Annotated in this window: 21 protein-coding genes and 1 tRNA gene; 15 read left to right on the top strand and 7 right to left on the bottom strand. The window is 72.7% G+C overall.

The genetic code is table 11. The annotated features are described in order from the left end of the window. Nucleotides 1–356: 356 nt before the first annotated feature. The 4 genes from DXZ73_RS19380 to DXZ73_RS19365 all read right to left on the bottom strand — a co-directional run bounded on the left by DXZ73_RS19380 (nucleotide 357) and on the right by DXZ73_RS19365 (nucleotide 4,635). Nucleotides 357–1,169 carry an S-methyl-5'-thioadenosine phosphorylase gene (locus tag DXZ73_RS19380; protein ID WP_205519187.1) on the bottom strand — a complete coding sequence of 271 codons (813 nt, stop codon included), beginning with the start codon at nucleotides 1,167–1,169 and terminating at the stop codon, nucleotides 357–359. An 89-nt stretch (nucleotides 1,170–1,258) separates the two neighbouring features. After that, on the bottom strand, nucleotides 1,259–1,591 hold the full coding sequence (locus tag DXZ73_RS19375; protein ID WP_116212242.1) for an FmdB family zinc ribbon protein: 333 nt from the start codon (nucleotides 1,589–1,591) through the stop codon (nucleotides 1,259–1,261). A gap of 66 nt (nucleotides 1,592–1,657) precedes the next feature. Further along, nucleotides 1,658–2,935: an MFS transporter gene (locus DXZ73_RS19370; RefSeq protein WP_116212241.1), complete on the bottom strand. Its 1,278-nt coding sequence runs from the start codon at nucleotides 2,933–2,935 to the stop codon at nucleotides 1,658–1,660. Nucleotides 2,936–3,135: 200 nt separating this feature from the next. Beyond that, entirely contained in the window at nucleotides 3,136–4,635 is a 1,500-nt protein-coding gene (locus DXZ73_RS19365) for a potassium/proton antiporter (RefSeq protein ID WP_116212240.1), read from the bottom strand. Between the two features lie 224 nt (nucleotides 4,636–4,859). On the opposite strand from DXZ73_RS19365, the gene DXZ73_RS19360 reads away from it, so the two are divergent. Beyond that, the gene (locus DXZ73_RS19360) at nucleotides 4,860–7,769 is read left to right on the top strand and encodes a penicillin acylase family protein (protein ID WP_205519186.1); all 2,910 of its coding nucleotides are present in this window, start codon (nucleotides 4,860–4,862) and stop codon (nucleotides 7,767–7,769) included. Between the two features lie 158 nt (nucleotides 7,770–7,927). On the opposite strand, the gene DXZ73_RS19355 is transcribed toward DXZ73_RS19360, so the two are convergent. Next, complete coding sequence (locus DXZ73_RS19355; RefSeq protein WP_116212239.1) at nucleotides 7,928–8,557, bottom strand: 5-formyltetrahydrofolate cyclo-ligase; 630 nt, start codon at nucleotides 8,555–8,557, stop codon at nucleotides 7,928–7,930. Nucleotides 8,558–8,608: 51 nt separating this feature from the next. Between DXZ73_RS19355 and galU the strand changes: the two genes are divergently transcribed. The 7 genes from galU (at nucleotide 8,609) to DXZ73_RS19320 (ending at nucleotide 13,989) form a co-directional block, all read left to right on the top strand. Then, a complete protein-coding gene (galU, locus tag DXZ73_RS19350) occupies nucleotides 8,609–9,511 on the top strand; it encodes a UTP--glucose-1-phosphate uridylyltransferase GalU (protein WP_116212238.1) in 903 nt (300 codons plus the stop codon). A gap of 79 nt (nucleotides 9,512–9,590) precedes the next feature. Beyond that, the gene (gene glp / locus DXZ73_RS19345; RefSeq protein WP_240351758.1) at nucleotides 9,591–10,853 is read left to right on the top strand and encodes a gephyrin-like molybdotransferase Glp; all 1,263 of its coding nucleotides are present in this window, start codon (nucleotides 9,591–9,593) and stop codon (nucleotides 10,851–10,853) included. A 75-nt stretch (nucleotides 10,854–10,928) separates the two neighbouring features. Then, the gene (gene moaC, locus DXZ73_RS19340; RefSeq protein ID WP_116212236.1) at nucleotides 10,929–11,450 is read left to right on the top strand and encodes a cyclic pyranopterin monophosphate synthase MoaC; all 522 of its coding nucleotides are present in this window, start codon (nucleotides 10,929–10,931) and stop codon (nucleotides 11,448–11,450) included. Beyond that, on the top strand, nucleotides 11,447–12,013 hold the full coding sequence (locus tag DXZ73_RS19335; protein ID WP_205519185.1) for a MogA/MoaB family molybdenum cofactor biosynthesis protein: 567 nt from the start codon (nucleotides 11,447–11,449) through the stop codon (nucleotides 12,011–12,013). Before moaC ends, DXZ73_RS19335 begins: the two co-directional genes overlap by 4 nt. Further along, nucleotides 12,010–12,630 carry a GNAT family N-acetyltransferase gene (locus DXZ73_RS19330; RefSeq protein ID WP_116212234.1) on the top strand — a complete coding sequence of 207 codons (621 nt, stop codon included), beginning with the start codon at nucleotides 12,010–12,012 and terminating at the stop codon, nucleotides 12,628–12,630. The genes DXZ73_RS19335 and DXZ73_RS19330 overlap by 4 nt, the downstream gene beginning before the upstream one ends. A gap of 151 nt (nucleotides 12,631–12,781) precedes the next feature. Continuing rightward, a complete protein-coding gene (locus DXZ73_RS19325) occupies nucleotides 12,782–13,822 on the top strand; it encodes a hypothetical protein (RefSeq protein WP_116212233.1) in 1,041 nt (346 codons plus the stop codon). 93 nt (nucleotides 13,823–13,915) lie between these two features. After that, nucleotides 13,916–13,989 (top strand) — tRNA-Ala (locus DXZ73_RS19320). A gap of 121 nt (nucleotides 13,990–14,110) precedes the next feature. On the opposite strand, the gene DXZ73_RS19315 is transcribed toward DXZ73_RS19320, so the two are convergent. Then, nucleotides 14,111–16,297 (bottom strand): alpha-N-acetylglucosaminidase, encoded by a 2,187-nt coding sequence (locus DXZ73_RS19315; RefSeq protein WP_116212232.1) that lies wholly within the window; start codon nucleotides 16,295–16,297, stop codon nucleotides 14,111–14,113. 193 nt (nucleotides 16,298–16,490) lie between these two features. Here DXZ73_RS19315 and DXZ73_RS19310 point away from each other — a divergent pair, with 193 nt between their 5' ends. The 3 genes from DXZ73_RS19310 to DXZ73_RS19300 all read left to right on the top strand — a co-directional run bounded on the left by DXZ73_RS19310 (nucleotide 16,491) and on the right by DXZ73_RS19300 (nucleotide 18,782). Continuing rightward, nucleotides 16,491–16,946 (top strand): hypothetical protein, encoded by a 456-nt coding sequence (locus DXZ73_RS19310; protein WP_116212231.1) that lies wholly within the window; start codon nucleotides 16,491–16,493, stop codon nucleotides 16,944–16,946. A 20-nt stretch (nucleotides 16,947–16,966) separates the two neighbouring features. Next, nucleotides 16,967–18,202 (top strand): sensor histidine kinase, encoded by a 1,236-nt coding sequence (locus DXZ73_RS19305; protein ID WP_116212230.1) that lies wholly within the window; start codon nucleotides 16,967–16,969, stop codon nucleotides 18,200–18,202. A 70-nt stretch (nucleotides 18,203–18,272) separates the two neighbouring features. After that, nucleotides 18,273–18,782 (top strand): DUF1269 domain-containing protein, encoded by a 510-nt coding sequence (locus tag DXZ73_RS19300; protein WP_116212229.1) that lies wholly within the window; start codon nucleotides 18,273–18,275, stop codon nucleotides 18,780–18,782. A gap of 27 nt (nucleotides 18,783–18,809) precedes the next feature. Here DXZ73_RS19300 and DXZ73_RS19295 read toward each other — a convergent pair whose 3' ends face one another. After that, nucleotides 18,810–19,292, bottom strand: a complete 483-nt coding sequence (locus tag DXZ73_RS19295; protein WP_116212228.1) for a GNAT family N-acetyltransferase — start codon at nucleotides 19,290–19,292, stop codon at nucleotides 18,810–18,812. A 67-nt stretch (nucleotides 19,293–19,359) separates the two neighbouring features. On the opposite strand from DXZ73_RS19295, the gene DXZ73_RS19290 reads away from it, so the two are divergent. From DXZ73_RS19290 to DXZ73_RS19275, 4 genes are all read left to right on the top strand, one after another. After that, a complete protein-coding gene (locus tag DXZ73_RS19290; RefSeq protein WP_116212227.1) occupies nucleotides 19,360–20,151 on the top strand; it encodes an exodeoxyribonuclease III in 792 nt (263 codons plus the stop codon). Between the two features lie 324 nt (nucleotides 20,152–20,475). Further along, nucleotides 20,476–22,008 (top strand): flavin-containing monooxygenase, encoded by a 1,533-nt coding sequence (locus DXZ73_RS19285; protein WP_116212226.1) that lies wholly within the window; start codon nucleotides 20,476–20,478, stop codon nucleotides 22,006–22,008. After that, nucleotides 22,005–22,892, top strand: a complete 888-nt coding sequence (locus DXZ73_RS19280) for an SDR family oxidoreductase (protein ID WP_116212225.1) — start codon at nucleotides 22,005–22,007, stop codon at nucleotides 22,890–22,892. The genes DXZ73_RS19285 and DXZ73_RS19280 overlap by 4 nt, the downstream gene beginning before the upstream one ends. A gap of 90 nt (nucleotides 22,893–22,982) precedes the next feature. Beyond that, nucleotides 22,983–23,165: a hypothetical protein gene (locus tag DXZ73_RS19275; protein WP_116212224.1), complete on the top strand. Its 183-nt coding sequence runs from the start codon at nucleotides 22,983–22,985 to the stop codon at nucleotides 23,163–23,165. Nucleotides 23,166–23,328: the final 163 nt, after the last annotated feature.

Here is a 23,328-nt window from a genome sequence, read left to right as displayed (position 1 = left end):
GCGTGGGGGAGAGCGCGAATGGGGGCATGGTGGGTCACCGCCTTGCGGGTTCGTGGGGTGGGTGACTTCACGATCCCGTGCTTTTCGTGATCCCGCTGGGGGCTGTGGACTACCGCCGGGTTGTGGACAACTCGGCCACCCGCCGGGGGTTTTCTTCCCCCACCCCGCCCCTTCCCGAAACTGGGGGCAGGCCCCCAGACCCCCGAAGCACGCTTCGCGCGCTGTCCTCAATCGCCGGACGGGCTGAATTCAGCCCGTCCGGCGATTGAGGACGCGCCCGCAGGGCGCCCCCGCCGCAGGCGGAGACGGACCTTCACCCAAGTCGCAAGCGGAAGGCCGCCAAGGCCGCTATCGCGTCAGGTCGCGCACAGACAAGACCGCTCCGCCGTCTCCGGCAGGGCGCACACCGCCGCGAAGAGGACCTCGCGCAGGCGGCCCACGTTCTCGCCGAAGACGCGCATGACCTCGTCGTGCGAGACGCCGTCGCCCGTCTCCGCGCCCGCGTCGAGGTCGGTGACCAGCGACATGGAGGTGTAGCAGAGGCCGAGTTCGCGGGCGAGGACCGCTTCCGGGTGGCCCGTCATGCCGACCACCGACCAGCCCTGGGCTGCGTGCCAGCGGGACTCGGCGCGGGTCGAGAAGCGCGGGCCCTCGATCACCACCATGGTGCCGCCGTCCACCGGGTCCCAGCCGTGCCCGCGGGCGACGGCCAGGGCGACCGCGCGCCCGTCGGGGCAGTAGGGGTCGGCGAAGGTCGTGTGCACCACGTCGGGCACCGAACCGTCCGGCAGTGGCTCGCCGTCGAAGAAGGTCTGCGTCCGGTTCTTGGTGCGGTCCACGAGCTGGTCCGGCACGAGCAGCGTGCCCGGCCCGTACTCCGGCCGCAGCCCGCCGACCGCGCAGGGGCCGAGCACCTGGCGCACGCCGATCGAGCGGAGGGCCCACAAGTTGGCCCGGTAGTTGATGCGGTGCGGCGGCAGGTGGTGGCCGCGTCCGTGGCGGGGCAGGAAGGCGACCTTCCGCCCGGCCAGTTCACCGATGAAGAGAGAATCGCTCGGCGATCCGTAGGGCGTCTTGACCGTGACCTCGGTCACGTCCTCCAGGAAGGAGTAGAACCCCGACCCGCCGATCACGCCTATGTCCGCCTGTGCGGTACCCATCTCGACCATGCGGCCCACCCTAGCGGCGCACCCGGGAACGACAGGAGCCCGCGGCCCCTCGGGGAGGGGTGCGGGCTCCGATGCGCCGGGGTGGTGCGTCAGGCGGCCGACGAGCTGCTGCTCGACGTGGACGCGCTCGACGACGAGGCCGAGGACGCCGAAGAGGTCGAAGAAGAGGCCGACGAGGAGTCCGAGCCGTTCTTCGGGGCGGACGAGGGCGTGGACGCCTTCGCCGGGCTGCTGCTGGACGACGAGCCGCGGCTGTCGTTCCGGTAGAAGCCGGATCCCTTGAAGACGATGCCGACCGCGGAGAACACCTTCTTCAGGCGTCCGTCGCAGCTCGGGCAGACGGTCAGGGCGTCATCGGTGAACTTCTGCACCGCCTCGAGGCCCTCGCCGCACTCGGTGCACTGGTACTGGTAAGTCGGCACTTGCTCCTCCTGGCACTCTCACTCAATGAGTGCTAACGACGCTCCATAGTGCAGTATTCCGGCCCGTCAGTCCACCGATACGGGCTCGCGGTGACCGACCCCACGTGCGGCGATGAGCGATTCGCCCTTCGGCGACAGCGCCTTGCGCAGCGTGAGGAGGACCGCCAGGGCCACGGTCGTGCCGACCAGCGGGATCAGGAATCCGGCGCTCGCGGTGTGGGAGTCGATCACCCGGCCGCCGATGCTGGCACCGGCCGCCTGGCCGAGGCCCACCGCGCCGGTCAGCCAGGTGAAGGCCTCCGTGCGGGCGGTCGGCGGGACCAGCGAGTCCACCAGCGTGTAGCCGGTGATCAGCGCCGGGGCGATGCACAGACCGACGAGCAGGCCGAGCCCGCCCAGCAGCGGCAGCGCGTGCGCGGCCCACAGCGGGGTGGTGGCCAGCGCCAGCAGCGGGTAGGCGATCAGCAGGCGGCGCTGCGGGGTGACGCGCCAGGCGATGGCACCGCAGATGAGGCCCGCGATCATGTTCCCGGCCGCGAACGTGCCGTACATCAGGCCGTTGAGCCCCGGCTCGCCGAGCTCCTTGGTGAAGGCCGTCATCGACACCTGCATGCCGCCGAAGACGGAGCCGATGCCCAGGAAGGCGATCGCCAGGACGCGGACGCCGGGCACGGACAGCGCCGACGCGGCCTTCTCACGGCTCCCGGAGGCCGAGCGGCTCGGCTCGGGCTGGGTGCGCCGCTGCGAGGCGAAGAGCAGGCCGCCGACGAGCGTCAGCACCGCCTCGGTGATCAGACCCGCGGCCGGGTGGACGCCCGTGGACAGCGCGGTGGCCAGCACCGGGCCGATCACGAACGTGAACTCGTCGGTGACCGACTCGAAGGCCGCCGCCGTGGACATCAGCGGCGAGCCCTCCAGCTTCGCCGCCCAGCGCGCCCGGACCATCGGGCCTATCTGCGGGGTGGACGCGCCGGCGGGCACCGCCGCCGCGAACAGGGCCCACAGCGGTGCGCCCGCCAGCGCCAGGGTGATCAGCAGGGAGATGGCCGCGGCGTGCACGACCACGCCGGGCACCAGCACCCTGCCCTGCCCGAAGCGGTCCGCGAGCTTGCCGCTCTGCGGGGCGAACAGCGCCATCGCGACACCGGCGGTCGCCGAGACGGCGCCCGCCGTGCCGTACGAGCCGGTGGTGTGCTCGACCAGCAGCAGGATGCCGATGGTCAGCATCGCGAAGGGCTGCCGGGCCAGAAAGCCGGGAAGCAGGAACGTCCAGGCGCCGCGCGTGCGCAGCAGCTGTCCGTATCCGGGTCGCGCCTCGGCGTGGTCGTTGACCGTGGATGCCACGGCCGGGCCTTTCCGCCGCCTGGTAGCGCGCACCGGGACGGGGACACCGCACGGAGCGCGCCGAGAGCTGTCCTCTCGCGCAGGACCGTGGTAGATGCCGTGCCGGCCGCCTTGTGCTGCGCGACCGCGGCCGCCGTGCGGTCGCGCCAGCCCTGCATCAGGCAGAGTTGGTTCGGTCAAAGAAATGCGAAATAACGAGGTTACTTCCCCTTTAGCGTACCGGGTGTCCCCAGCCAGCCCGCAAGCTTGCCTCCCTCGCTCACGGCCCGCAGCCGCTTCTCCGCCGCGTCGCGCACCGGGTCGGTGGCCACCACCAGCAGCTCGTCGCCCAGGCGCAGCACGGTCGTGGGCCCCGGTACGAAGCTCTTGCCGTCGCGTACGACGAGGGTGACCGCGGCCCCGGCGGGCAGCCGCAGCTCCCCGACCTCCACGCCGTGCATCTTCGACCCCTCGGGGACCGACACGGACAGCAGGTGGCCGCGCAGGCGCTCCAGGGGCGCCGATTCGATGCCCAGGTCCTCGGGCTCCGTCTCGCCCAGCCGCAGCCGTCTGGCGAGCCAGGGCAGCGTCGGGCCCTGCACCAGGGTGTAGACGATCACCAGCACGAAGACGATGTTGAAGATCGTCCGGCTGTCGTCCACTCCGGCCACCATGGGAATGGTGGCCAGGACGATCGGCACCGCCCCGCGCAGCCCCGCCCAGGACAGCAGCACCTTCTCCTGCCAGGCCGTACGGAAGGGCGCCGTGCTCAGGAACACCGACACAGGACGGGCGACCATGGTCAGCACGAGGCCGACGATGAGCGCGGGCAGGATGTCGTCGCCCAGTTCGTGCGGGGTGACGAGCAGGCCGAGCAGGACGAACATGCCGATCTGGGCGATCCAGCCGAGCCCCTCGGCGAAGCCGCGGGTGGCGGGCCAGTGCGGCAGTTTGGCGTTGCCGAGTATCAGCGCGGCCAGATAGACGGCCAGGAAGCCGGAGCCGTGGGCGAGCGCGCCGCCCGCGTAGGCCGCGGTCGCGATGGCCATCACGGCGATCGGATAGAGGCCGGAGGCGGGCAGGGCCACGTGCCGCAGGCCGTACGCGCCGAGCAGGCCGATCGTGAGGCCGATGGCCGCGCCGATCGCCAGCTCCAGGGCGATCTTGCCGACCAGTACGTACCAGTGGTCGACCGGTCCGGCCGCCGAGAAGGCGACGACGAGGATGACGACGGGGGCGTCGTTGAAGCCCGATTCGGCCTCCAGGACACCCGTCAGCCGGGCGGGCAGCGGAACGTTCCGCAGCACGGAGAAGACGGCGGCCGCGTCCGTGGAGGACACCACCGCGCCGATGATCAGGGCCTGCCGCCAGTCCATGCCGGCCAGGTAGTGCGCGGCCGCGGCGGTGATGCCCACGCTGAGGGCGACGCCGACGGTGGACAAAAGGGCAGCCGAGGGGAGCGCGGGTCTGACCTCGTGCCACTTCGTGCCGAGACCGCCCTCGGCGAGGATCACGACCAGTGCGGCATAGCCGATCACCTGGGTCAGGCCGACGTCGTTGAAGTGGACGCCGATGCCGTCCTGGCCGATGGCGACGCCTATGCCCAGATAGATGAGCAGGCTGGGGAGCCCGCTGCGCGAAGAGATCCGTACCGCCGCCACCGCGATGAGCAGCACGAGGGAGCAGATCAGCAGGAGTTCGTTGAGGTGGTGGACAGTCAGGGGCCGGTCCCTTCACGAGTCTTTCCACGGATATCGGCCGGAACGTTCCTCCGGCCGACCGGAACTTCATTTCCTAACCTAATATTTTACGGGTTCTTGACGCGTGATAGCGGCCACAGCGACGCATGTCACTGTCCCGCCGGACTCCGCGTCCGGGCGCCCGGAGCGCTGCGCCTATGGTTGCTTCAGCACTCCAGGACCACCCTGCCCCTCTAAGGACAGCGATGCCCGCCAACAAGACCGGCCCTTCCGGCAAGAAGTCCGGTAAGAAGAAAGGCCGCCGCGGCCGCCTGCTCGTGATCACTCTCGTGCTGCTGCTCGTGGCGGGCGTCGGCTTCGGCGCGTACTGGAGCGTCAGTACGGTCCGCGCCTCCTTCCCGGAGACCAGTGGCACGCTCCAGCTCAAGGGGCTGTCCGGACAGGTGAAGGTCGCGCGCGACGCGCACGGTGTCCCGCAGATCTACGCGGACTCCGCCGAGGACCTCTTCCGCGCCCAGGGCTTCGTCCAGGCGCAGGACCGGTTCTGGGAGATGGACGTCCGCAGGCATCTGACGGCGGGCCGCCTCTCCGAGATGTTCGGTGACGGGCAGGTGGAGACCGACGCCTTCGTGCGGACGATGGGGTGGCGGAAGGTCGCGCAGGAGGAGTACGACACCAAGCTCTCGGCGACCACCAAGAAATACCTCCAGGCGTACTCCGACGGGGTCAACGCCTATCTCAAGGACCATCAGGGCAAGTCGCTCTCCGTCGAGTACGCGGCCCTTTCGTTCCAGAACGACTACAAGCCCGAGCAGTGGACCCCGGTCGACTCCGTCGCCTGGCTGAAGGCCATGGCGTGGGACCTGCGCGGCAACATGCAGGACGAGATCGACCGTTCGCTCGCCGCGACCCGGCTGAGCCCCAAGCAGATCGACCAGCTCTACCCGGCGTACCCGTACGACCGGAACAAGCCGATCGTCGAGGGCGGCGCGGTCGACCCGGCCACCAAGGCGTTCGACCCCAAGGCCACCCCGTCCGAGAGCACGCAGACCGGCGGCGCGAACGGCACCGCCGGTACGAACGGCACCACGGGCACGGCCGGCAAGCCGGGCGGTACGGCCGCGGGCGGCGCGAACGGCACCACCGGCGGGACGAACGGCACGACCGGAGGCACCACCGGGACCACCGGCGGCGCGGGCGCGGCCAACCCCACCACCGGCGGCAGCGCCGGGGGCGGTCTGCGCAGCGGCCTGTCCTCGCTCTCCAACACCCTCGACAAGATCCCGGCGCTGCTCGGCCCCTCCGGCAACGGCATCGGGTCCAACTCCTGGGTCGTCTCCGGCAAGTACACGACCACCGGCAAGCCGCTGCTCGCCAACGACCCGCACCTGGCACCGCAGATGCCCTCGCTCTGGTACCAGATGGGCCTGCACTGCACCAAGGTCGGCGCCGCGTGCCCGTACGACGTGGCCGGCTACACCTTCTCCGGCATGCCCGGCGTGGTCATCGGCCACAACCAGGACATCGCCTGGGGCATGACCAACATGCGCGCCGACACCTCCGACCTCTACCTGGAGAAGGTCACCGCCGACAGCTACCTCTACGACGGCAAGCAGGTCCCCTTCGCCACCCGCAAGGAGACCATCAAGGTCGCGGGCGGCAAGGACCGCGAGTTCACCATCCGCTCCACCAACAGCGGACCGGTGGTCTCCGACCGCAACAGCGAGCTGGGCAAGGTCGGCCAGGACGCGCCCGTGCAGGACCCCGCGCCCGACCGTGCCGAGGGCTACGCCGTGTCGCTGCGCTGGTCGGCGCTCGACCCCGGCAAGAGCATGGACGCCCTGCTGGACCTGAACCGGGCCAAGAACTTCAAGGACTTCCAGCAGGCCGCGTCGAGCCTCCAGGTGCCCTCGCAGAACCTCATCTACGCCGACACCCAGGGCAACATCGGCTACCAGGCGCCCGGTGGCATCCCCGTCCGCAAGGGCGACGGCCGCTACCCCGCCCCCGGCTGGGACCCCGCCTACAAGTGGACCGGCACCGTCCCGCAGGCGGAGATGCCCTGGGACTACAACCCCAAGCGCGGCTACATCGTCGCCGCGAACCAGGCCGTCGCCGACAAGAACTACCCGAACAAGCTGACCTCGGACTGGGGCTACGGCGCCCGCAGCCAGCGCATCAACGACCTCGTCCAGTCGAAGATCAAGGACGGGGGCAAGATCTCGACGGACGACATGCAGAAGATGCAGATGGACAACACCAGCGAGATCGCCAAGCTGCTGACCCCCTACCTCCTCAAGATCGAGCTCAAGGGCGACAACGAGCGCGAGACGAAGTACGTCCGCGAGGCGCAGAAGCTCCTCGAGGGCTGGGACTACACCCAGGACGCCGACTCCGCGGCCGCCGCGTACTTCAACGCCGTGTGGCGCAACACCCTCAAGCTCGCCTTCGGCAACAAGCTGCCCAAGGAGCTGCGGGTCAAGGGCCAGTGCCTGCGGGTCCGCCCGGCCAACGACTCCGGGCCGCAGGAGGACCTCGACGGCAACACCCGGCTCGTCCAGGAGTGCGGCGAGCGCGACCCCGACTCGGCGCAGCCCGACGGCGGCGACCGCTGGTTCGAGGTCGTCCGGGGCATCCTCGACAAGCCCGACGACCAGTGGTGGAAGACCAACGGCACCCGCTCCAACCCCGGCGCGCGCAACCGTGACGAGCTGCTGGCCCAGGCCATGAAGGACGCCCGCTGGGAGCTCACCTCCAAGCTCGGCAAGGACGTCAACTCCTGGAGCTGGGGCCGGCTGCACCAGCTGAACCTCAAGAACCAGACGCTCGGCAAGGACGGCCCCGCCGTCGTGCGCTGGCTGCTCAACCGCGGCCCCTGGAACCTCGCCGGCGGCGAGGCCGCGGTCAACGCGGCGGGCTGGAACGCCGCGGGCGGCTACGACGTCGTCTGGGTGCCGTCGATGCGGATGGTGGTCAACCTCGGCGATCTCGACAAGTCGCGGTGGATCAACCTCACGGGCGCGTCCGGGCACGCGTACAACGCCCACTACTACGACCAGACGGACAAGTGGGCCAAGGGCGAGCTGCTCCCCTGGGCGTACAGCCCCGACGCGGTGAAGAAGGCGACGGACGCGGAGCTGACGCTCAAACCGTAGCGCTGGGTGCCTGAGCCGGACGGGCTGATTGCGAGGACCATGGTCCTCGCAATCAGCCCGTCCGGCGTTTGAGGACAGCGCGCGAAGCGTGCTTCGGGGTCTGGGGCGGAGCCCCAGTTTCGGGAAGGGGCGGGGTAGGGGAGAAGCCGCCGGAGGCCCTACCGGGCACCCCGGAAGCGGCGGACTCCGGAAGGCGTCACCACCGCGTCCACCGGCTGATCATGCGGCTCCGCCGGGACCTGGTCGACCACCTCGGTGTCGTACAGCAGCACCACGCGCGCGGGAGCGCACCCGGCCGCCGTCAGACGGGCGAGGACGCGGTCGTACGAGCCGCCGCCCCGCCCCAGCCGCAGACCGCGGCCGTCCACCGCCAGCCCCGGCAGCAGCACCGTGTCGGCGGAGGTCACGGCGGACGGCCCGAGCCGTTCGCCGTCCGGCTCCAGGAGGCCGCGGGAGGCGCGTACGAGGTGGCCGGGGCCGCGGTAGAGGCCCCAGTCGAGATCGTTGTCGGGCAGCAGGACCGGCAGCAGGACGCGCACCCCCCGCTCGCGCAGGGCGTCCAGCAGGGCGCGGGTCCCCGGCTCGCTCCCCACGGAGACGTAGGCGGCCACGGTTTCGGCCTCCGCGAGCTCCGGGAGGTCCAGCGCACGACGGGCCACAGCGGCCTCCGCGGCCCGGCGGTCATCTATGGTCAACCCTGCTCTCACCGCGAGGAAAGACCGCCGCAACTCCGCCTTGCCACCCTCGTTTTTGATCACTGTTCGTGCAAACTCCTTGTCCCGGGTCATACTCGGTGGAGCCTCATCTTCCGCACATTCCCAACCGTTAGTGTTCGGCTCATGACTCATTCGCGTCCTCGGATCAGCAAGGCTGTCATCCCTGCCGCCGGTCTCGGAACCCGCTTCCTGCCGGCGACCAAGGCCACGCCCAAGGAGATGCTGCCGGTCGTCGACAAGCCGGCGATCCAGTACGTGGTGGAGGAGGCCGTCCTCGCCGGGCTGTCGGACGTCCTCATGATCACGGGGCGCAACAAGCGGCCGCTGGAGGATCACTTCGACCGCAATTACGAGCTGGAGGAGGCCCTGCGGCGCAAGGGCGACGAGTCCCGGCTCGCGCGGGTGCAGGAGTCCAGCGACCTGGCCACGATGCACTACGTCCGCCAGGGCGACCCCCGGGGCCTGGGGCACGCCGTGCTGTGCGCGGCCCCGCACGTCGGCAACGAGCCCTTCGCCGTCCTCCTGGGCGACGACCTCATCGACGCCCGCGACCCGCTGCTGTCCCGCATGGTCGACATCCAGCGCAAGCACGGCGGCAGCGTGATCGCCCTCATGGAGGTCGACCCCTCGCAGGTCCACCTCTACGGCTGCGCGGCCGTCAAGCCCACCGACGTCGACGACGTCGTGGAGATCACCGGCCTGGTGGAGAAGCCCGAGCCCGCCGAGGCCCCCAGCAACTACGCCGTCATCGGCCGCTACGTCCTCGACCCGGCCGTCTTCGACGTCCTGCGCGAGACCGCGCCCGGCCGCGGCGGGGAGATCCAGCTCACCGACGCGCTCCAGGCCCTCGCCGCCGAGCCGGGCCTCGGCGGGCCCGTGCACGGCGTGGTCTTCAAGGGCCGCCGCTATGACACCGGTGACCGCGGTGACTATCTGCGTGCCATTGTCAGACTGGCATGCGAGCGTGAAGATCTAGGACCGGACTTCCGGGCCTGGCTTCGCCGTTACGTCACCGAGGAGATGTAGCACCTTGAGCGCAACCACCGACACATCCGCCGCCGGATCGCCCTCCGACCCGGCCGCGGCCGAGGATCGCCTCTGGTCGGTGGACGAGCACCTCGACGACATCCTCAAGCGGATCCGGCCGCTGGAGCCGATCGAGCTGCAACTGCTGGACGCCCAGGGCTGCGTGCTCGTCGAGGACGTCACCGTGCCCGCCGCCCTGCCGCCCTTCGACAACAGCTCCATGGACGGCTACGCGGTCCGCACGGCGGACGTCGAGGGCGCGAGCGTGGAGTTCCCCGCGGTGCTCACCGTGATCGGCGACGTGGCCGCGGGCAGCGGCGAGCCGCCCGCCGTCGGCCCCGGCGAGGCCGCCCGCATCATGACCGGCGCCCCCCTGCCGCCGGGCGCCGAGGCCGTCGTCCCCGTCGAGTGGACCGACGGCGGCACCGGCGGCGGGCCCGCCACCACCATGGCCGCGCACAGCGCCGCCCCGGACGGCGCCACCGGCGAGGTCCGCGTCCACCGGCCCGTCGCCGCCCGCGCCCACGTCCGCGCCCGCGGCAGCGACGTGGCCGCCGGATCCCTCGCCCTGCGCGCCGGCACGGTCCTCGGCCCGCCCCAGATCGGCCTGCTCGCCGCGATCGGCCGGGCCACCGTGCGGGTGCGGCCCCGCCCCCGCGTCGTCGTCATGTCGACCGGCAGCGAGCTCGTCCAGCCGGGCACGGAGCTGACCCCCGGCCGCATCCACGACTCCAACAGCTTCGTCCTCACCGCCTGCGCCCGCGACGCCGGTGCCATCGCCTACCGCGTCGGCGCCGTCGACGACGACGCCCAGACGCTGCGCTCCACCCTGGAGGACCAGCTCATCCGGGCCGACATGGTGGTCACCAGCGGAGGCGTCAGCGTCGGCGCCTACGACGTGGTCAAGGAGACCCTCTCCGGGCTCGCCGGTGACGAGGGCAGCGTCTCCTTCCGCCGGCTGGCCATGCAGCCGGGCAAGCCGCAGGGCTTCGGCCGCGTCGGCCCCGACCGCGTCCCGCTGCTCGCCCTGCCGGGCAACCCCGTCAGCTCGTACGTCTCCTTCGAGCTTTTCGCGCGGCCCGCGATCCGCGCCCTCATGGGGCTCGACCCCTTCGACCGCACGACCGTGCGCGCCGTGTGCGCCGACACCGTCGCCTCCTCCCCGAAGGGCCGCCGCCAGTTCCTGCGCGGCCGGCACGAGGACGGCACGGTCGAGGTCGTCGGCGGCGCCGGGTCCCATCTGGTGAAGGCCCTCGCCGACGCCAACGCCCTCATAGTCGTCCCGGAGGAGACCACCTCCGTGGAGGCGGGCACCGAGCTCGACGTGATCCTCCTCGACTGACCGCACCGTCCGCCGCTCTGCCCCCGCTCGCTGCCCGATACGGTGTCTGCCCGAACGGACCGGACCAGGAGAACGATGAGCAGCGCCCAGGACCCTCTTTCGCGGCCGACCGGCCTCACCCACCTCGACAGCGCGGGCGCGGCCCGGATGGTCGACGTCTCCGCCAAGGACGTCACCACCCGCACCGCGCGCGCGAGCGGCCGGGTGCGCGTCTCGCCGCGCGTCGTGGAACTGCTGCGGGGCGAAGGCGTCCCCAAGGGCGACGCGCTCGCCACGGCCCGCATCGCGGGCATCATGGGCGCCAAGCGCACCCCCGACCTGATCCCGCTCTGCCACCCGCTGGCCGTGTCGGGCGTCAAGGTCGACCTGACCGTGGCCGACGACACCGTCGAGATCCTCGCCACGGTGAGGACCACGGACCGCACGGGCGTGGAGATGGAGGCCCTGACCGCCGTCACGGTGGCCGCCCTCACGCTCGTCGACATGGTCAAGGCCGTCGACAAGGGCGCCGTGATCACGGACGTCCGGGTGGAGGAGAAGACCGGCGGCAAGTCGGGCCCGTGGACCCGGGCGGAGCGGGAAGGGACGGGCCGGTGAACCAGGAGCCGTACCGGGCGCTGGTCGTCACCGCCTCCAACCGCGCCGCCGCCGGGGTCTACGCCGACCGGGGCGGCCCGCTGCTCGTCGCCGGTCTCGAGGCCCTCGGGTTCGCCGTGGACGGCCCGCGGGTGGTCCCCGACGGCGACCCCGTCGAGGCCGCCCTGCGGGACGCCGTGCGGCAGGCGTACGACGTGGTGCTGACCACCGGCGGCACCGGGATCTCGCCCACCGACCGCACCCCCGAGGCCACTCGCCGCGTCCTCGACCACGAGATCCCCGGCATCCCCGAGGCCATCCGGGCGGAAGGGCTGGCGAAGGTCGCCACGGCCGCGCTCTCCCGGGGCCTCGCGGGCGTCGCGGGCCGCACCCTGATCGTGAACCTGCCCGGCTCCACCGGAGGCGTCCGCGACGGCCTGGCCGTACTGGGGCGGATCCTCGTCCACGCCGTGGACCAGCTGCACGGCGGCGACCACCCGGGCGGGAGCGGGGCGCCGAGTGCGGCGGGCGGTGCGCCGCGGCCGCCGCGTCCGCCCGCGGACGGCCCCCGGACCCCGGCATGAGCGCCTGGCCCGCCGAGCTGCGGGACGGTGATGTCCTCCTGCGCCCGATCAAGCTGCGCGACCAGCACGCCTGGCGGGAGGTCAACCGCCGCAACCGCGACTGGCTGCGCCCCTGGGAGGCCACGATCCCGCCGCCCCCGCCCGGCGGGCCGGCCGCCCAGCGCCCCACCTACCGGCAGATGGTCCGCCACCTGCGGGCCGAGGCCCACGCGGGGCGGATGCTGCCCTTCGTCATCGAGTACCAGGGGCGGCTGGCCGGTCAGCTGACCGTGGCGGGCATCACCTGGGGCTCGATGTGCTCGGCCCACATCGGCTACTGGGTCGACGCGGCCGTCGCGGGCCGCGGCGTGATGCCGACCGCCGTCGCGCTCGCCGTCGACCACTGCTTCCACCACGTCGGGTTGCACCGGATCGAGGTGTGCATCCGGCCGGAGAACCTCCCCAGCCGCCGGGTGGTGGAGAAGCTCGACTTCCGGGAGGAGGGCCTGCGCCCGGGGTACCTCCACATCGACGGCGCCTGGCGCGACCACCTCGTCTACGCGCTGACCGCCGAGGAGGTCCCGGGCGGGCTGCTGGCGCACTGGCACCGGTCCCGGCCGAGCACCTCGCACAAATAAAATAAATGTTCGAATTTAACTGTCAATTGACAGTATTCGAGAGGTTCCGGTCCCAACAATCACAAAAAAAGTTCGAGATATCAGCCGGATCGTGCGACACACCGGGCCAATTGGCGGAATCCCTCGCGTGCGCCCCTCTACGGTGTGAAGTGTGAGCAGCAGCGGCCTCATCTACGCAGTCATCGTCGGGGCCTGGGCCGCCTACTTGGTGCCGATGTGGCTCCGTAGGCAGGACGAGCTCAATGAAGCCCGTCCGACGGAACGCTTCAGCACCGCCATCCGGCTGCTGTCCGGACGGGCGGGCATGGAGCGCCGTTACGCCAAGGGTCTGGAAGGGCGCGCGACCGACGACGCGCAGGACTCGGGCGACCCCGTGGACGCCCGCGGGTCCGAGCCGGAAGCGCCGACCGAGACGGTCGACGTCCGGCCCTTCGGCGCGCCCGCGCAGGCGCCGGCCGGTGCGCCCCCCGGGGTGCCCCATCCCTCCCTGTCGGCCGCCGAGCGCGCCCGGCGCTCGAAGGTGCTCGCGCGCCGTCGCCGCACCACGGTGGTGCTCTTCCTCGCCTTCACGCTCGGCGCGGTCGTCGCGGGCGTCGGCGGGCTGGCGTTCCTGTGGGCCCCGGCCGCGCCCGCCCTGCTGCTCAGCGCGTACATCGTCTACCTCCGTACGCAGGAGCGCCGCCGGTTCGCCTTCACCATGGACCAGCGCCGGGCCGAACTCGCCGCGCAGCGGCTCCGCGAGGGCCGGCCCCGCCCTCGCCAGGCGGCGCCGGACCCCGTGACCGCCGCCGCGCCCCTCGATGACACCGTCACCCACCCGGCGCCCGCGCCCGCCCCGCCCGCCGAGCCCTCGGCCACGGCGGGCCGCCGCGCGCTGGTCGAGCAGACCGACCACGCGGAGTGGGTCGACCAGCAGCGCGACCGGGGCACGGGCGAGGGCTGGGAGCCGGTGCCCGTGCCGCTGCCGACCTACGTCACCGCGCCGGTCGCCCCGCGCGCCGGTGACAGCGTCGACCTCGGCGCCCCGGACACCTGGAGCTCGGCCCGCTCCAGCACCGCGGAGCCGACCGGCCGCCGCCCCTCGGAGGACCGCCGGTCCGGCCGCCCCCGCCGCCGTCCCCGCGAGCGCGGCCGCACTCCGCTGTTCGACCAGTACGCCGACGACGACCGTCCGCGCGCGGCCAACGAGTGACCTCCGGGCCCCTTCCCGGCCCGCGTCGCTGACCAGCGGGGGAGCGGATTTCTGAGCACCCGGATGGAGGTGCTAGAGTTTCACTCGTTGCAAGGGCCTGTGGCGCAGTCCGGTAGCGCACCTCGTTCGCATCGAGGGGGTCAGGGGTTCGAATCCCCTCAGGTCCACCGCAACAACTGTTCTCGAGTTCGCTCAGGAGCAGTTGACGAGAACCCGTCCGATCGTTCCGATCGGACGGGTTCTCTGCTTTTCCGGGGACGCCCGGGCGCGCGCCGTGAGTTGGGCGGGCTAGAGCTTCGCCGCCACCGTCCGGGCGATCCGTACGATGTCGCCCGACGGCTCCGTCGGGCAGGCGGGGCGGTCGCGGGTCCAGTGGTCCTCCAGGGTGAACCAGTCGACCGGCTTCGGCTTGCGGTGGGTCGCGAGCGCCGTGTCCAGGGACGTGAAGTACGTCTTCCAGCGCAGCCGGTAGAGGCCGCCGACCAGGCCCGACCACTCGCGGTTGGCGTAGTCGTGCAGCTTGCCCCGGTCGGCCGACGCGCGGGGGCCCCAGGTGGTCAGCAGGGAGAGAGCGTCGTACTCCAGGCGGTCGCGTTCCGCGCCGGTCGTGCCCCAGGCGCGGGCGTCGGCGATCCAGCGGCCCAGCAGGTGGTCGCCGTCGGTCGCCACGGCCTGTTCCAGCAGGGACATCCAGTCGAGCCACTCGTGGGTCAGGTCGCGGAAGCGGGCCCGGTTCCCGGCGTCGTAGGCGGCCTTCAGGCGCGGCAGGAGGAGGCGGGCGCGGTTGGCGACGCACTGCCGGGTCACGTCGAGCAGGTCGTAGCGGTAGGCGGTGCTCCGGCGCAGCGCGGGGGCGACGGCGAGGAGTGCCGGCAGGGCGCGTTCGAATTCGGCCGCGTCGTAGCGCAGTTGCCCGGGCGACCAGGCGGCGGCGTGGGTGGCGGCCAGGTCGGGGCGGGCGGCGAAGAGGCTGTCGGCGGGCTCGCTCCAGCCGTCCGCGCGGCTGGTGCCGTACGCGGTGCGCCGCAGGACGTCCCAGGCGCGCACGGCGTGGGCGTCGGCGGCGCCGTAGCGGTAGCGGGGCCACTGCTCGAACCAGGACCGCAGGTCCACCGGCCCGTCCGTCCACGGCAGGTCGCCGAAGAGGGCCAGGGCGGCGGGGTTGTTGTCGGCCGCCTCGGGCATCAGGGCGATGCCGCGCAGCGCGCTGCCCTTCTTCGTGCGCCACCGGTCGTAGCGGGCCGCCCAGTCCCGGGTGTTGGCGCCCATCGCGGTGTGGCCGCCGAAGTTCCAGATCGACCCGAAGGCGTACGGCGTGCCGGCCCAGTCGGCCTCCCGGTCGGTGACGTCGGCGTTGCGGTCGGAGAGCCCGTCGAGGATCAGCATCCGGGATCTGTCGACGGCGTCGACGATCTCGCGGCGCGGGTTGGTCTGCCAGCCGAGGATGGCCCAGGTGGCGTGCGGGTGCGCGGTGCGCAGCGCCTTCTCCACGGCCCGCGCGGCGGCGCCGACCGGTACGTTCCCGGGGTCGCCGCCCTCGTGCAGCAGGTCCATCTTGTACATCGACGTCGCCCCGAACAGCTCCTGCTGCACCCGGTAGAAGGTCCGGGCGACCCGGCCGAAGTGCGCCGTGCGCGGGTCGAGCCAGTCGGGGCGGCGGAAGCCTCCCCAGTCGCCCTGCGGGACCGTGCGGGCACCGGGGTTGCGCCGGGCGAACCCGGGCGGCACGGTGCCGAAGTAGCCCGGCAGGACAGGCGTCATGCCCAGCTCGCGCAGCCGCCGCACGATCCTCCGCGCCAGGGCCGCGCGCCGGTCCAGGAGCGCGGGGGAGACGGGACCGCCGAAGGACGCCATGTTCTGCAGCAGCCACCACGGCTGGTGGGCGGGGCCGGGCAGCCACTGGCGCAGCTCGGCGTCGCTGTGGCCGAACTCCGCGAACGTCCGGTGGTAGACGGCGTCGGCGCCCGCGTAGACCAGCACCTCGTTGAATCCGTGCAGCGCCAGTACATCGATTTCGCGCTCCCAGTAGTCCCACCCTCTGTACGGCCCGGCGTAGCCGTCGTTGGTGTCGTTGAGCACGAAGCGGTGGGCGACGTTCGCGGCCTTCGTCAGAGGGGTACGGACGCCGGGTAGGCGGTCGGGGAGGGCGGTCTGCGCACCGTTCCAGGAGAAGTGGGCGTGGGCCGTGTGTCGGAGGTACCAGTGGAAGCCGGTGAGCTGCACCGCCGGGGTGCTGCCCTCCACCAGGAGCGTGCCCGGCCCGCCGGAGACGCGGAAGACGTCCGCGCCGCCCTTGCGGGGCACGGCGCGGAAGGCGACCTGGGAGTGGTGGCGGGGCAGCAGCCGGGCGAGGGCCGCGGCGGCGCCGGAGCCACCACCGGCCCGGCCCCCGGCGGCCGCGGAGGGCGGCCCCGCCGCGCCGAGCGCGGCGGATCCGGCGAGAGCGCACAGGAGCGTACGACGGGCGACATGCATGAGTGACCTCCACCGTGGCACCGCGGCGACCGGACAGGACCACTTGAGCGCGGTGATCCTACGATCCGACGAGCGCCACACGGCAAGGGCGCGGTCGGCAATCCAGCCACGCCGGTTACATTTGGCACGAATGGCCCTGTCGGGCCGCCCCGACCTGCTACGCCGCCCCCGACCGTCCGACCCGAGGAAGCCCGTGCGCACGGTGCGCCCACTGACCGCGACACTCGGCGTCCTGGCCCTCGGGCTGCTGGGCGCGCTGTGCGGCTGCGCCGAGCCGGGCGGGCTCAAGGTGACGGGCCCCGCGCCGAGCCCCTCGCCCGGCACCGGGACGGTCTCCGTGTCCGAGGGCGCGGGCCGGCCCCCGCTGCGCCGTCCCGCCGCGTTCACCGCCTCCGGCACCGTCCGCCTGACCGGGCTGCGCTGGAGCACCTGGGGCGGGGCGACCGCGGAGGGCACCGGCAAGGTCGGCGGCAGCTGGTGCGCGCCCGCCTGCGCCACCACGCCGTACGAGGCCAGGGTCACGCTCGGCGGCCTCGTGCGGCAGGACCGTTCCGCCTACTACAGCCGTGCCACGGTCGACGTCGCGGGCCTGCCGGCCGAACAGCAAGCGGAGCTGCGCGACCTGCGGCTCCACGTCCCCCAGCGTTAGCCGCCGAGGAGCCGAGGACCATGGGACTGCGTACGAAGATCGGCGTGGCCATCACCGCCACCGCCGCCCTGGTCGCCGTCATCATGGGCCTCGTCGTGCACCACCGCACCGCCCTCACCCAGCTCGACACCGCCCGCGACTCCATCGACTCCCGGCTCGGCGCGGCCGTCGAGGACCACGCCGCGGGCTTCGACCGGCCCCGGACGCTCATCAACCCCGACCGGATACCCGGGCCGCTGCGGAAGGCCATCGACAGGGGCAAGCGCGCCACCTATCTGGACCGCAGCGGCCCCGAACCGACGCTCTGGGCGGGCAGCCGCCTCGGCAACGATGTCATCGTCCTCAAGCACCCCTACACCCGGCAGATCGGCAACCTCGAGGACCTCGACGAGATCCTCTGGCTGGCCGGCGGCCTCGGCACCGCCTTCGCCTGCGTCGTCGGCGTGGGCCTCGCGACCGTGGCCGGCCGCCGCCTCAACGCCTCCGCCCGCACCGCCGAGCGGATCGCCCAGGGCGACCTCACCGCACGCCTGCGACCCCGCGGCGGCCGGGACGAGATCGCCCGGCTGACCGTCGCCGTCAACACCATGGCCGACGCCCTCGCCGCCCGCCTCCAGGCCGAGCGCGAGGTGACCTCGAACATCGCGCACGAACTGCGCACCCCCGTCGCCGGTCTGGTGGCCGCCGCCGCCCTCCTGCCGCCCGGCCGCCCCGCCGACATGGTCAGGGAACGGGCCCAGCGGGTGAGCGGGCTCATGGAGGACGTCCTGGAGGTCGCCCGCCTCGACGGCTCCGCCGAGCACGCCGAGACCGACGTACGGGCGCTCGGCGAGCTGACGCGCCGGGCGGTGCGCGCCACGGCCGTACCGGACGGAGCGGCGGTCGACGTGCGCGTCGTACGTGACAGCCTCGTCCGCACCGACGGGCGGCGCGTCGAACGGATCCTCGCCAACCTCGTCACCAACGCCTTCCGGCACGGCGGCGCGCCGGTCGTCGCCGAGGTCGACGGCGGCGTCGTCCGCATACGCGACAGCGGGCCGGGCTTCCCGCCGCGGCTGCTCAAGAGCGGGCCGCAGCGCTTCCGTACGGGCTCCGGCAGCGGCCTCGGGCTGGGGCTGACCATCGCCGCCGGGCAGGCACGGGTCCTGGGCGCCCCGCTGACCTTCGCCAACCCCGAGGGCGGCGGCGCGGAGGCGGTCCTCGACCTCACCGCCGCGGTGCGCGAGGGCGAGCCGGAGCCCGACGGGAGCCCGTGAACGTGCGGCCCGGCCCGGCAGGGGCAACAGTGGAAGCCACCACCTCCGCCGACGCACGGGAGCGGCCACGATGGACGAGCACGTCCTCTTCATGAACCTCGACGGCCCGCACGAGGGCCAGGGCGCCCTCGACGCGCTCCGCCAGGCGTACGCCGACGGCGACATCAAGCTGCGCGAGGCCACGGTGATCACCCGGGACGCGGACGGCAACCTCGACTTCCCCGCCAGTGAGGACAACACCGGCACGGCCCGCGGCTTCGCCGTCGGCAGCCTGGTCGGCGGGCTCGTCGGCATCCTCGGCGGCCCGCTCGGCATCATGATCGGCTTCGGCGCGGGCGGCCTCATCGGGGGCGCGCGCGACGCGCGCGAGGCGACGGCCGCCAACGCGGCCGTCGAGATGCTGGCGGCGGAGGTCCCGCCGGGGAGCACGGTGCTCATCGCCGAGGCCGGCGAGGACCGCCCGGACGTCCTGGACACGGCGCTGGAACCGTTCGGCACGGGCCTGGAGCGGTACCCGGCGGACCGGGTGCGCGAAGTGGTCGAGGCGGCCATCGCGAACCGTCCGCCGCACGACGAGTGAGCGCGGCGCCGCCCCGCCGACCTGGCGCTATCCCAACGGCTTGGTGAAGCAGCGGCTGCGCGGCGAATCGCGGTACAGGCCGAATTTCGGCACCGCGGGGACATAACCCGACGACGTGTACAGGGCGATGGCCTCCGGCTGCATGATCCCCGTCTCCAGGACCATCCGCACCCGTCCCGCGGCCGTCGCGTCCTCCTCCAGGTCCGCCAGTATCCGCCGCGCCAGACCGCGCCCCCGCGCGCCCCGCACCACGTACATCCGCTTCAGCTCCGCGTCCCCGTCCGCGTACCCCTCGCTGTTCGCCTCGTGCGCGCGCCAGCCGCCGGTGGCGACCGGCGTGCCGTCGTCCTCGTACGCGATGAGATATAGGCCACGCGGCGGGTCGAAATGGGCGGGCTCCAGGGGAGTGATGTCGCCCTGCTCCCCATAGCGCTCCGCGTACTCCAATTGCACCTGGTCATTGAGCTTCACGGCGTCCGGGTGGTCGAAGGCGACGGGAACGATGCGCATTCAACGGATCGTACGGCCGGGCGGCCGCCCGGGGCAGGGCTGTGGTGGAAGTCGGTATCGTGCCGGAATGCTCACCGTGACCTCCGTGAATGTGAACGGCCTGCGCGCCGCCGCCAAGAAGGGCTTCGTCGACTGGCTGGCCGCCACCGGGGCCGACGTCGTCTGCCTCCAGGAAGTGCGCGCGGAGGCCCACCAGCTCCCCGACGACGTGCGCGAACCCGCGGGCTGGCACACCGTGCACGCCCCGGCGGCCGCGAAGGGCCGCGCGGGCGTCTCCGTCTACTCGCGGCGCGAGCCGGACGCGGTGCGCGTCGGCTTCGGCTCGGCGGAGTTCGACGGCAGCGGCCGCTATGCGGAGGTCGACCTGCCCGGCGTCACGGTCGCCAGCCTCTACCTCCCCTCGGGCGAGGTCGGCACGGAGCGCCAGGACGAGAAGGAACGCTTCATGGCCGAATTCCTCCCCTACCTCGTCGCGCTGCGCGCGCGGGCGGCGGCGGACGGCCGCGAGGTGCTGGTCTGCGGCGACTGGAACATCGCCCACACCGAGGCCGACCTCAAGAACTGGAAGGCCAACCGCAAGAGCGCGGGCTTCCTCCCCGAGGAGCGCGCCTGGCTGACCGAGGTCTTCGCGGAGTACACGGACGTGGTCCGCGCCCTCCACCCGGGCGTCGAGGGCCCGTACTCCTGGTGGTCCTACCGGGGCCGCGCCTTCGACAACGACTCGGGCTGGCGCATCGACTACCACGTGGCGACCCCGGCGCTGGCCGAGCGGGCGCGCAAGGCCGTGGTGGAGCGGGCCGCGAGCCATGACCTCCGGTGGTCGGACCATGCGCCGGTGACGGTGGCGTACGCCGTGTAGTCGGCGGGGGCCTTGGCTGCTCGCCGCTGTCGGGTGCAGGTCCGTTGCCGCCTGCGGCGGGAGCGGCCTGCGGCCGCGTCCTCAATCGCCGGACGGGCTGAATTGCGCACCCCCGGGGGTCTGGGGGCGAAGCCCCCGGTTTCGGGAAGGGGCGGGGTGGGGAACAAAGCCCGCCGCAGGAGCGACGACCCGCACCCCCCAACTACCCGCAACCCCCGGTAACTTACCCGCCGCGCACCCCTATCGCTCGCGTGAGCGCTCGCTTACTCTCGCGACTGTGCCAGTGGACGCTGGCGTGATGGAGCGGCTTCGGGAGGCGGCGGCATGGCCGAGGGCGAGCGCCAGCGCGAGCACGTACGGGTGGCGGTGATCGGGTCCGGATTCGGCGGGCTGGGGGCGGCGGTGCGGCTCCGCCGCGAAGGGATCACCGACTTCGTGGTCCTGGAGCGCGCCGGCTCCGTGGGCGGCACCTGGCGGGACAACACCTATCCCGGCTGCGCCTGCGACGTGCCCTCGCACCTCTACTCCTTCTCCTTCGCCCCCAACCCCGAGTGGCCGCGCAACTTCTCCGGCCAGCCCCACATCCGCGCCTATCTGGAGCGGGTCACCGACACCTTCGGCATCCGTCCCCACCTGCGCCTCGACTCCGAGGTGCTGGACATGCGCTGGGACGCGGACCGGCTGCTGTGGGAGCTTCAGACCGCCTCGGGCCCGCTCACCGCCGACGTCGTGGTCTCCGCGACCGGCCCGCTCTCCGAGCCGAGCGTCCCCGACGTGCCGGGCCTGGACACCTTCCCCGGCAAGGTCTTCCACTCCGCACGCTGGGACCACGGCTACGACCTGCGGGGCAAGCGCGTCGCCATGGTCGGCACGGGTGCCTCGGCCATCCAGATCGTGCCGGAGATCCAGCCGGAGGTACGGCGGCTGACGCTCTTCCAGCGCACCCCGGCCTGGGTGGTGCCGCGCGCCGACCGCAGGATCTCCCACGCCGAGCAGTGGCTGCACGCCAAGGTCCCCGCCACCCGCCTGCTGCGCCGCGGACTGCTGTGGGGGATAAGGGAGTTACAGGTCGGGATGTTCACCAAGCGGCCGTCCGACCTGCGGATCCTGGAGCGGCTCGCCGCCTCCCACCTGCACAGGGCCGTCAAGGACCCGGCGCTGCGGGCCGCCCTGACCCCCGGCTACCGCATCGGCTGCAAGCGCATCCTGCTCTCCAACGACTACTACCCCGCGCTCACCCGCCCCAATGTGGACCTGGTGACCGCCGGGCTCGCCGAGGTGCGCGGCTCCACGCTGATCGCCTCCGACGGCACGGAGACGGAGGCCGACGCGATCGTCTTCGGCACCGGCTTCCGGGTCACCGACCAGCCCATCGGCCGGCTGGTCACCGGCGCCGAGGGCCGTACGCTCGCCGAGGAGTGGAAGGACGGCATGGCCGCGCTGCGTGGCGCCACCGTCGCCGGTTTCCCCAACTTCCTCCAGATCATCGGCCCCAACACGGGCCTCGGCAACAGCTCGATGATCCTCATCATCGAATCGCACCTCAACTACCTCATCGACTACATGCGGCAGTTGGAGGTCCTGGGCGGCCCCTCGCACAAGGCGGCGCTCGACGCCCGCCCGTCCGCCGTGGGCACCTGGAACCGCAGACTCCAGGCGCGGCTGGCGCGTTCGGTCTGGAACACCGGCTGCGACAGCTGGTACCTCGACGCGGGCGGCCGCAACACCACCGCCTGGCCGGGCTCCACCGCCGAGTTCCGGAAGGCCACCCGCCAGGTGGACCTCGGCGAGTACCAGGTGCTGCGCGTGCCGAGCACCGCCGGCCGCGCTCGCTCCGCCGCGGAGGCCGCCCGGTGAACCGCATGCCGCTGGAGGGACAGGTCGCCGTCGTCACCGGTGCCGCGCGGGGCATCGGCGCCCAACTGGCCCGCAAACTCTCGGCACGCGGCGCCCGCGTCGCGCTGGTGGGCCTGGAGGAGGACGAGCTGCGCCGCGTCGCGTCCTCGCTCCACGAGGACGCCGCGCACTGGTACGCCGACGTCACCGACCACGGGGCGATGACGCGGGTGGCCCGCGAGGTCAAGGCCCGGTTCGGCAAGGTCGACATCGTCGTCGCCAACGCGGGCGTCGCCTCCGGCGGCCCGCTGGAGGGCTCCGACCCCGGGGCGTGGCGGCGCGTCGTCGAGGTCAACCTCATAGGCAGCGCCGTCACCGGCCGCGCCTTCCTGCCCGTACTCGCCGAGAGCCGCGGCTATCTGCTCCAGATCGCGTCGTTGGCGGCGATCAGCCCGGCGCCGATGATGACCGCGTACTGCGCGTCGAAGGCGGGCGTCGAGGCGTACGCGCACTGTCTGCGCGCCGAGGTCGGCCACCGGGGCGTACGGGTCGGCGTCGGCTATCTGAGCTGGACGGACACCGACATGGTGCGCGGGGCCGACGAGGACCCGGTGATGCGGGAGGCGCGGACGCGGCTGCCGTGGCCCGCGAACCGCACCTACCCCCTCGGCCCGGCCGTCGACCGGCTGGTCGCGGGCATCGAACGGCGCTCCGCGCACGTCTACGCACAGGGGTGGCTGCGCGCGCTGCAGCCCGTGCGCGGCCTGCTGCCCGCGCTGATCGCCGTGGGCGGCCGCCGCGAGATGCGCCGTCTCGGACCCGAACTGTCCGGGAGGCGCACGGGACTTGTGGGTGCCGGGGGAGCGGCCGACGAGAGGGCGCGGCAGGGCGATAGCGGAGGGTAGTCGTACGATATGCGGGCCGTGAGGGTGCGTGCCACGCTGTTCCGGGGGCGGTTCAACGCCCTCCCACACCCCCCACGAGGAGTGAACAGCATGGGCATCAAGGACGAGATGCAGGCCAAGGCCCAGCAGGCCAAGCAGAAGATGCAGGGCAAGCAGGACGAGGCGAAGCAGCGCGGCCAGAGCGAGCAGGAGCGCCTGCGCCAGCGCGCGGAGCAGGCCAGGCAGCAGGGCCAGCAGTCCTTCGACGACATCCAGGACGACGACCTCACCTAGTCGGCTGCGCCTGGCAGAGCGGGTCCGGGGTTCCCCCCTGGGCCCGCTTTCGTTGTTTTCCGGGGGTGCCCCGGGCCCCGCGCGCGGCCTGCGGCCGCGTCCTCAATCGCCGGACGGGCTGATCTCAGCCCGTCCGGCGATTGAGGACAAGCGGCGAAGCCGC

It is taken from the genome of Streptoverticillium olivoreticuli subsp. olivoreticuli (assembly GCF_003391135.1).
GTDB lineage: Bacteria > Actinomycetota > Actinomycetes > Streptomycetales > Streptomycetaceae > Streptomyces > Streptomyces blastmyceticus.
The sequence above is the reverse complement of the archived record's forward strand: the minus strand, read 5'-3'. Positions and strand labels throughout refer to the sequence as shown.

Coding starts and splice junctions, on each gene's coding strand:
- DXZ73_RS19380 (WP_205519187.1), bottom strand. CDS start 1,169: ATGGTCGAGATGGGTACCGCACAGGCGGACATAGGCGTGATCGGCGGG.
- DXZ73_RS19360 (WP_205519186.1), top strand. CDS start 4,860: ATGCCCGCCAACAAGACCGGCCCTTCCGGCAAGAAGTCCGGTAAGAAG.
- DXZ73_RS19355 (WP_116212239.1), bottom strand. CDS start 8,557: ATGACCCGGGACAAGGAGTTTGCACGAACAGTGATCAAAAACGAGGGT.
- galU (WP_116212238.1), top strand. CDS start 8,609: ATGACTCATTCGCGTCCTCGGATCAGCAAGGCTGTCATCCCTGCCGCC.
- moaC (WP_116212236.1), top strand. CDS start 10,929: ATGAGCAGCGCCCAGGACCCTCTTTCGCGGCCGACCGGCCTCACCCAC.
- DXZ73_RS19330 (WP_116212234.1), top strand. CDS start 12,010: ATGAGCGCCTGGCCCGCCGAGCTGCGGGACGGTGATGTCCTCCTGCGC.
- DXZ73_RS19315 (WP_116212232.1), bottom strand. CDS start 16,297: ATGCATGTCGCCCGTCGTACGCTCCTGTGCGCTCTCGCCGGATCCGCC.
- DXZ73_RS19305 (WP_116212230.1), top strand. CDS start 16,967: ATGGGACTGCGTACGAAGATCGGCGTGGCCATCACCGCCACCGCCGCC.
- DXZ73_RS19300 (WP_116212229.1), top strand. CDS start 18,273: ATGGACGAGCACGTCCTCTTCATGAACCTCGACGGCCCGCACGAGGGC.
- DXZ73_RS19295 (WP_116212228.1), bottom strand. CDS start 19,292: ATGCGCATCGTTCCCGTCGCCTTCGACCACCCGGACGCCGTGAAGCTC.
- DXZ73_RS19290 (WP_116212227.1), top strand. CDS start 19,360: ATGCTCACCGTGACCTCCGTGAATGTGAACGGCCTGCGCGCCGCCGCC.
- DXZ73_RS19285 (WP_116212226.1), top strand. CDS start 20,476: ATGGCCGAGGGCGAGCGCCAGCGCGAGCACGTACGGGTGGCGGTGATC.
- DXZ73_RS19275 (WP_116212224.1), top strand. CDS start 22,983: ATGGGCATCAAGGACGAGATGCAGGCCAAGGCCCAGCAGGCCAAGCAG.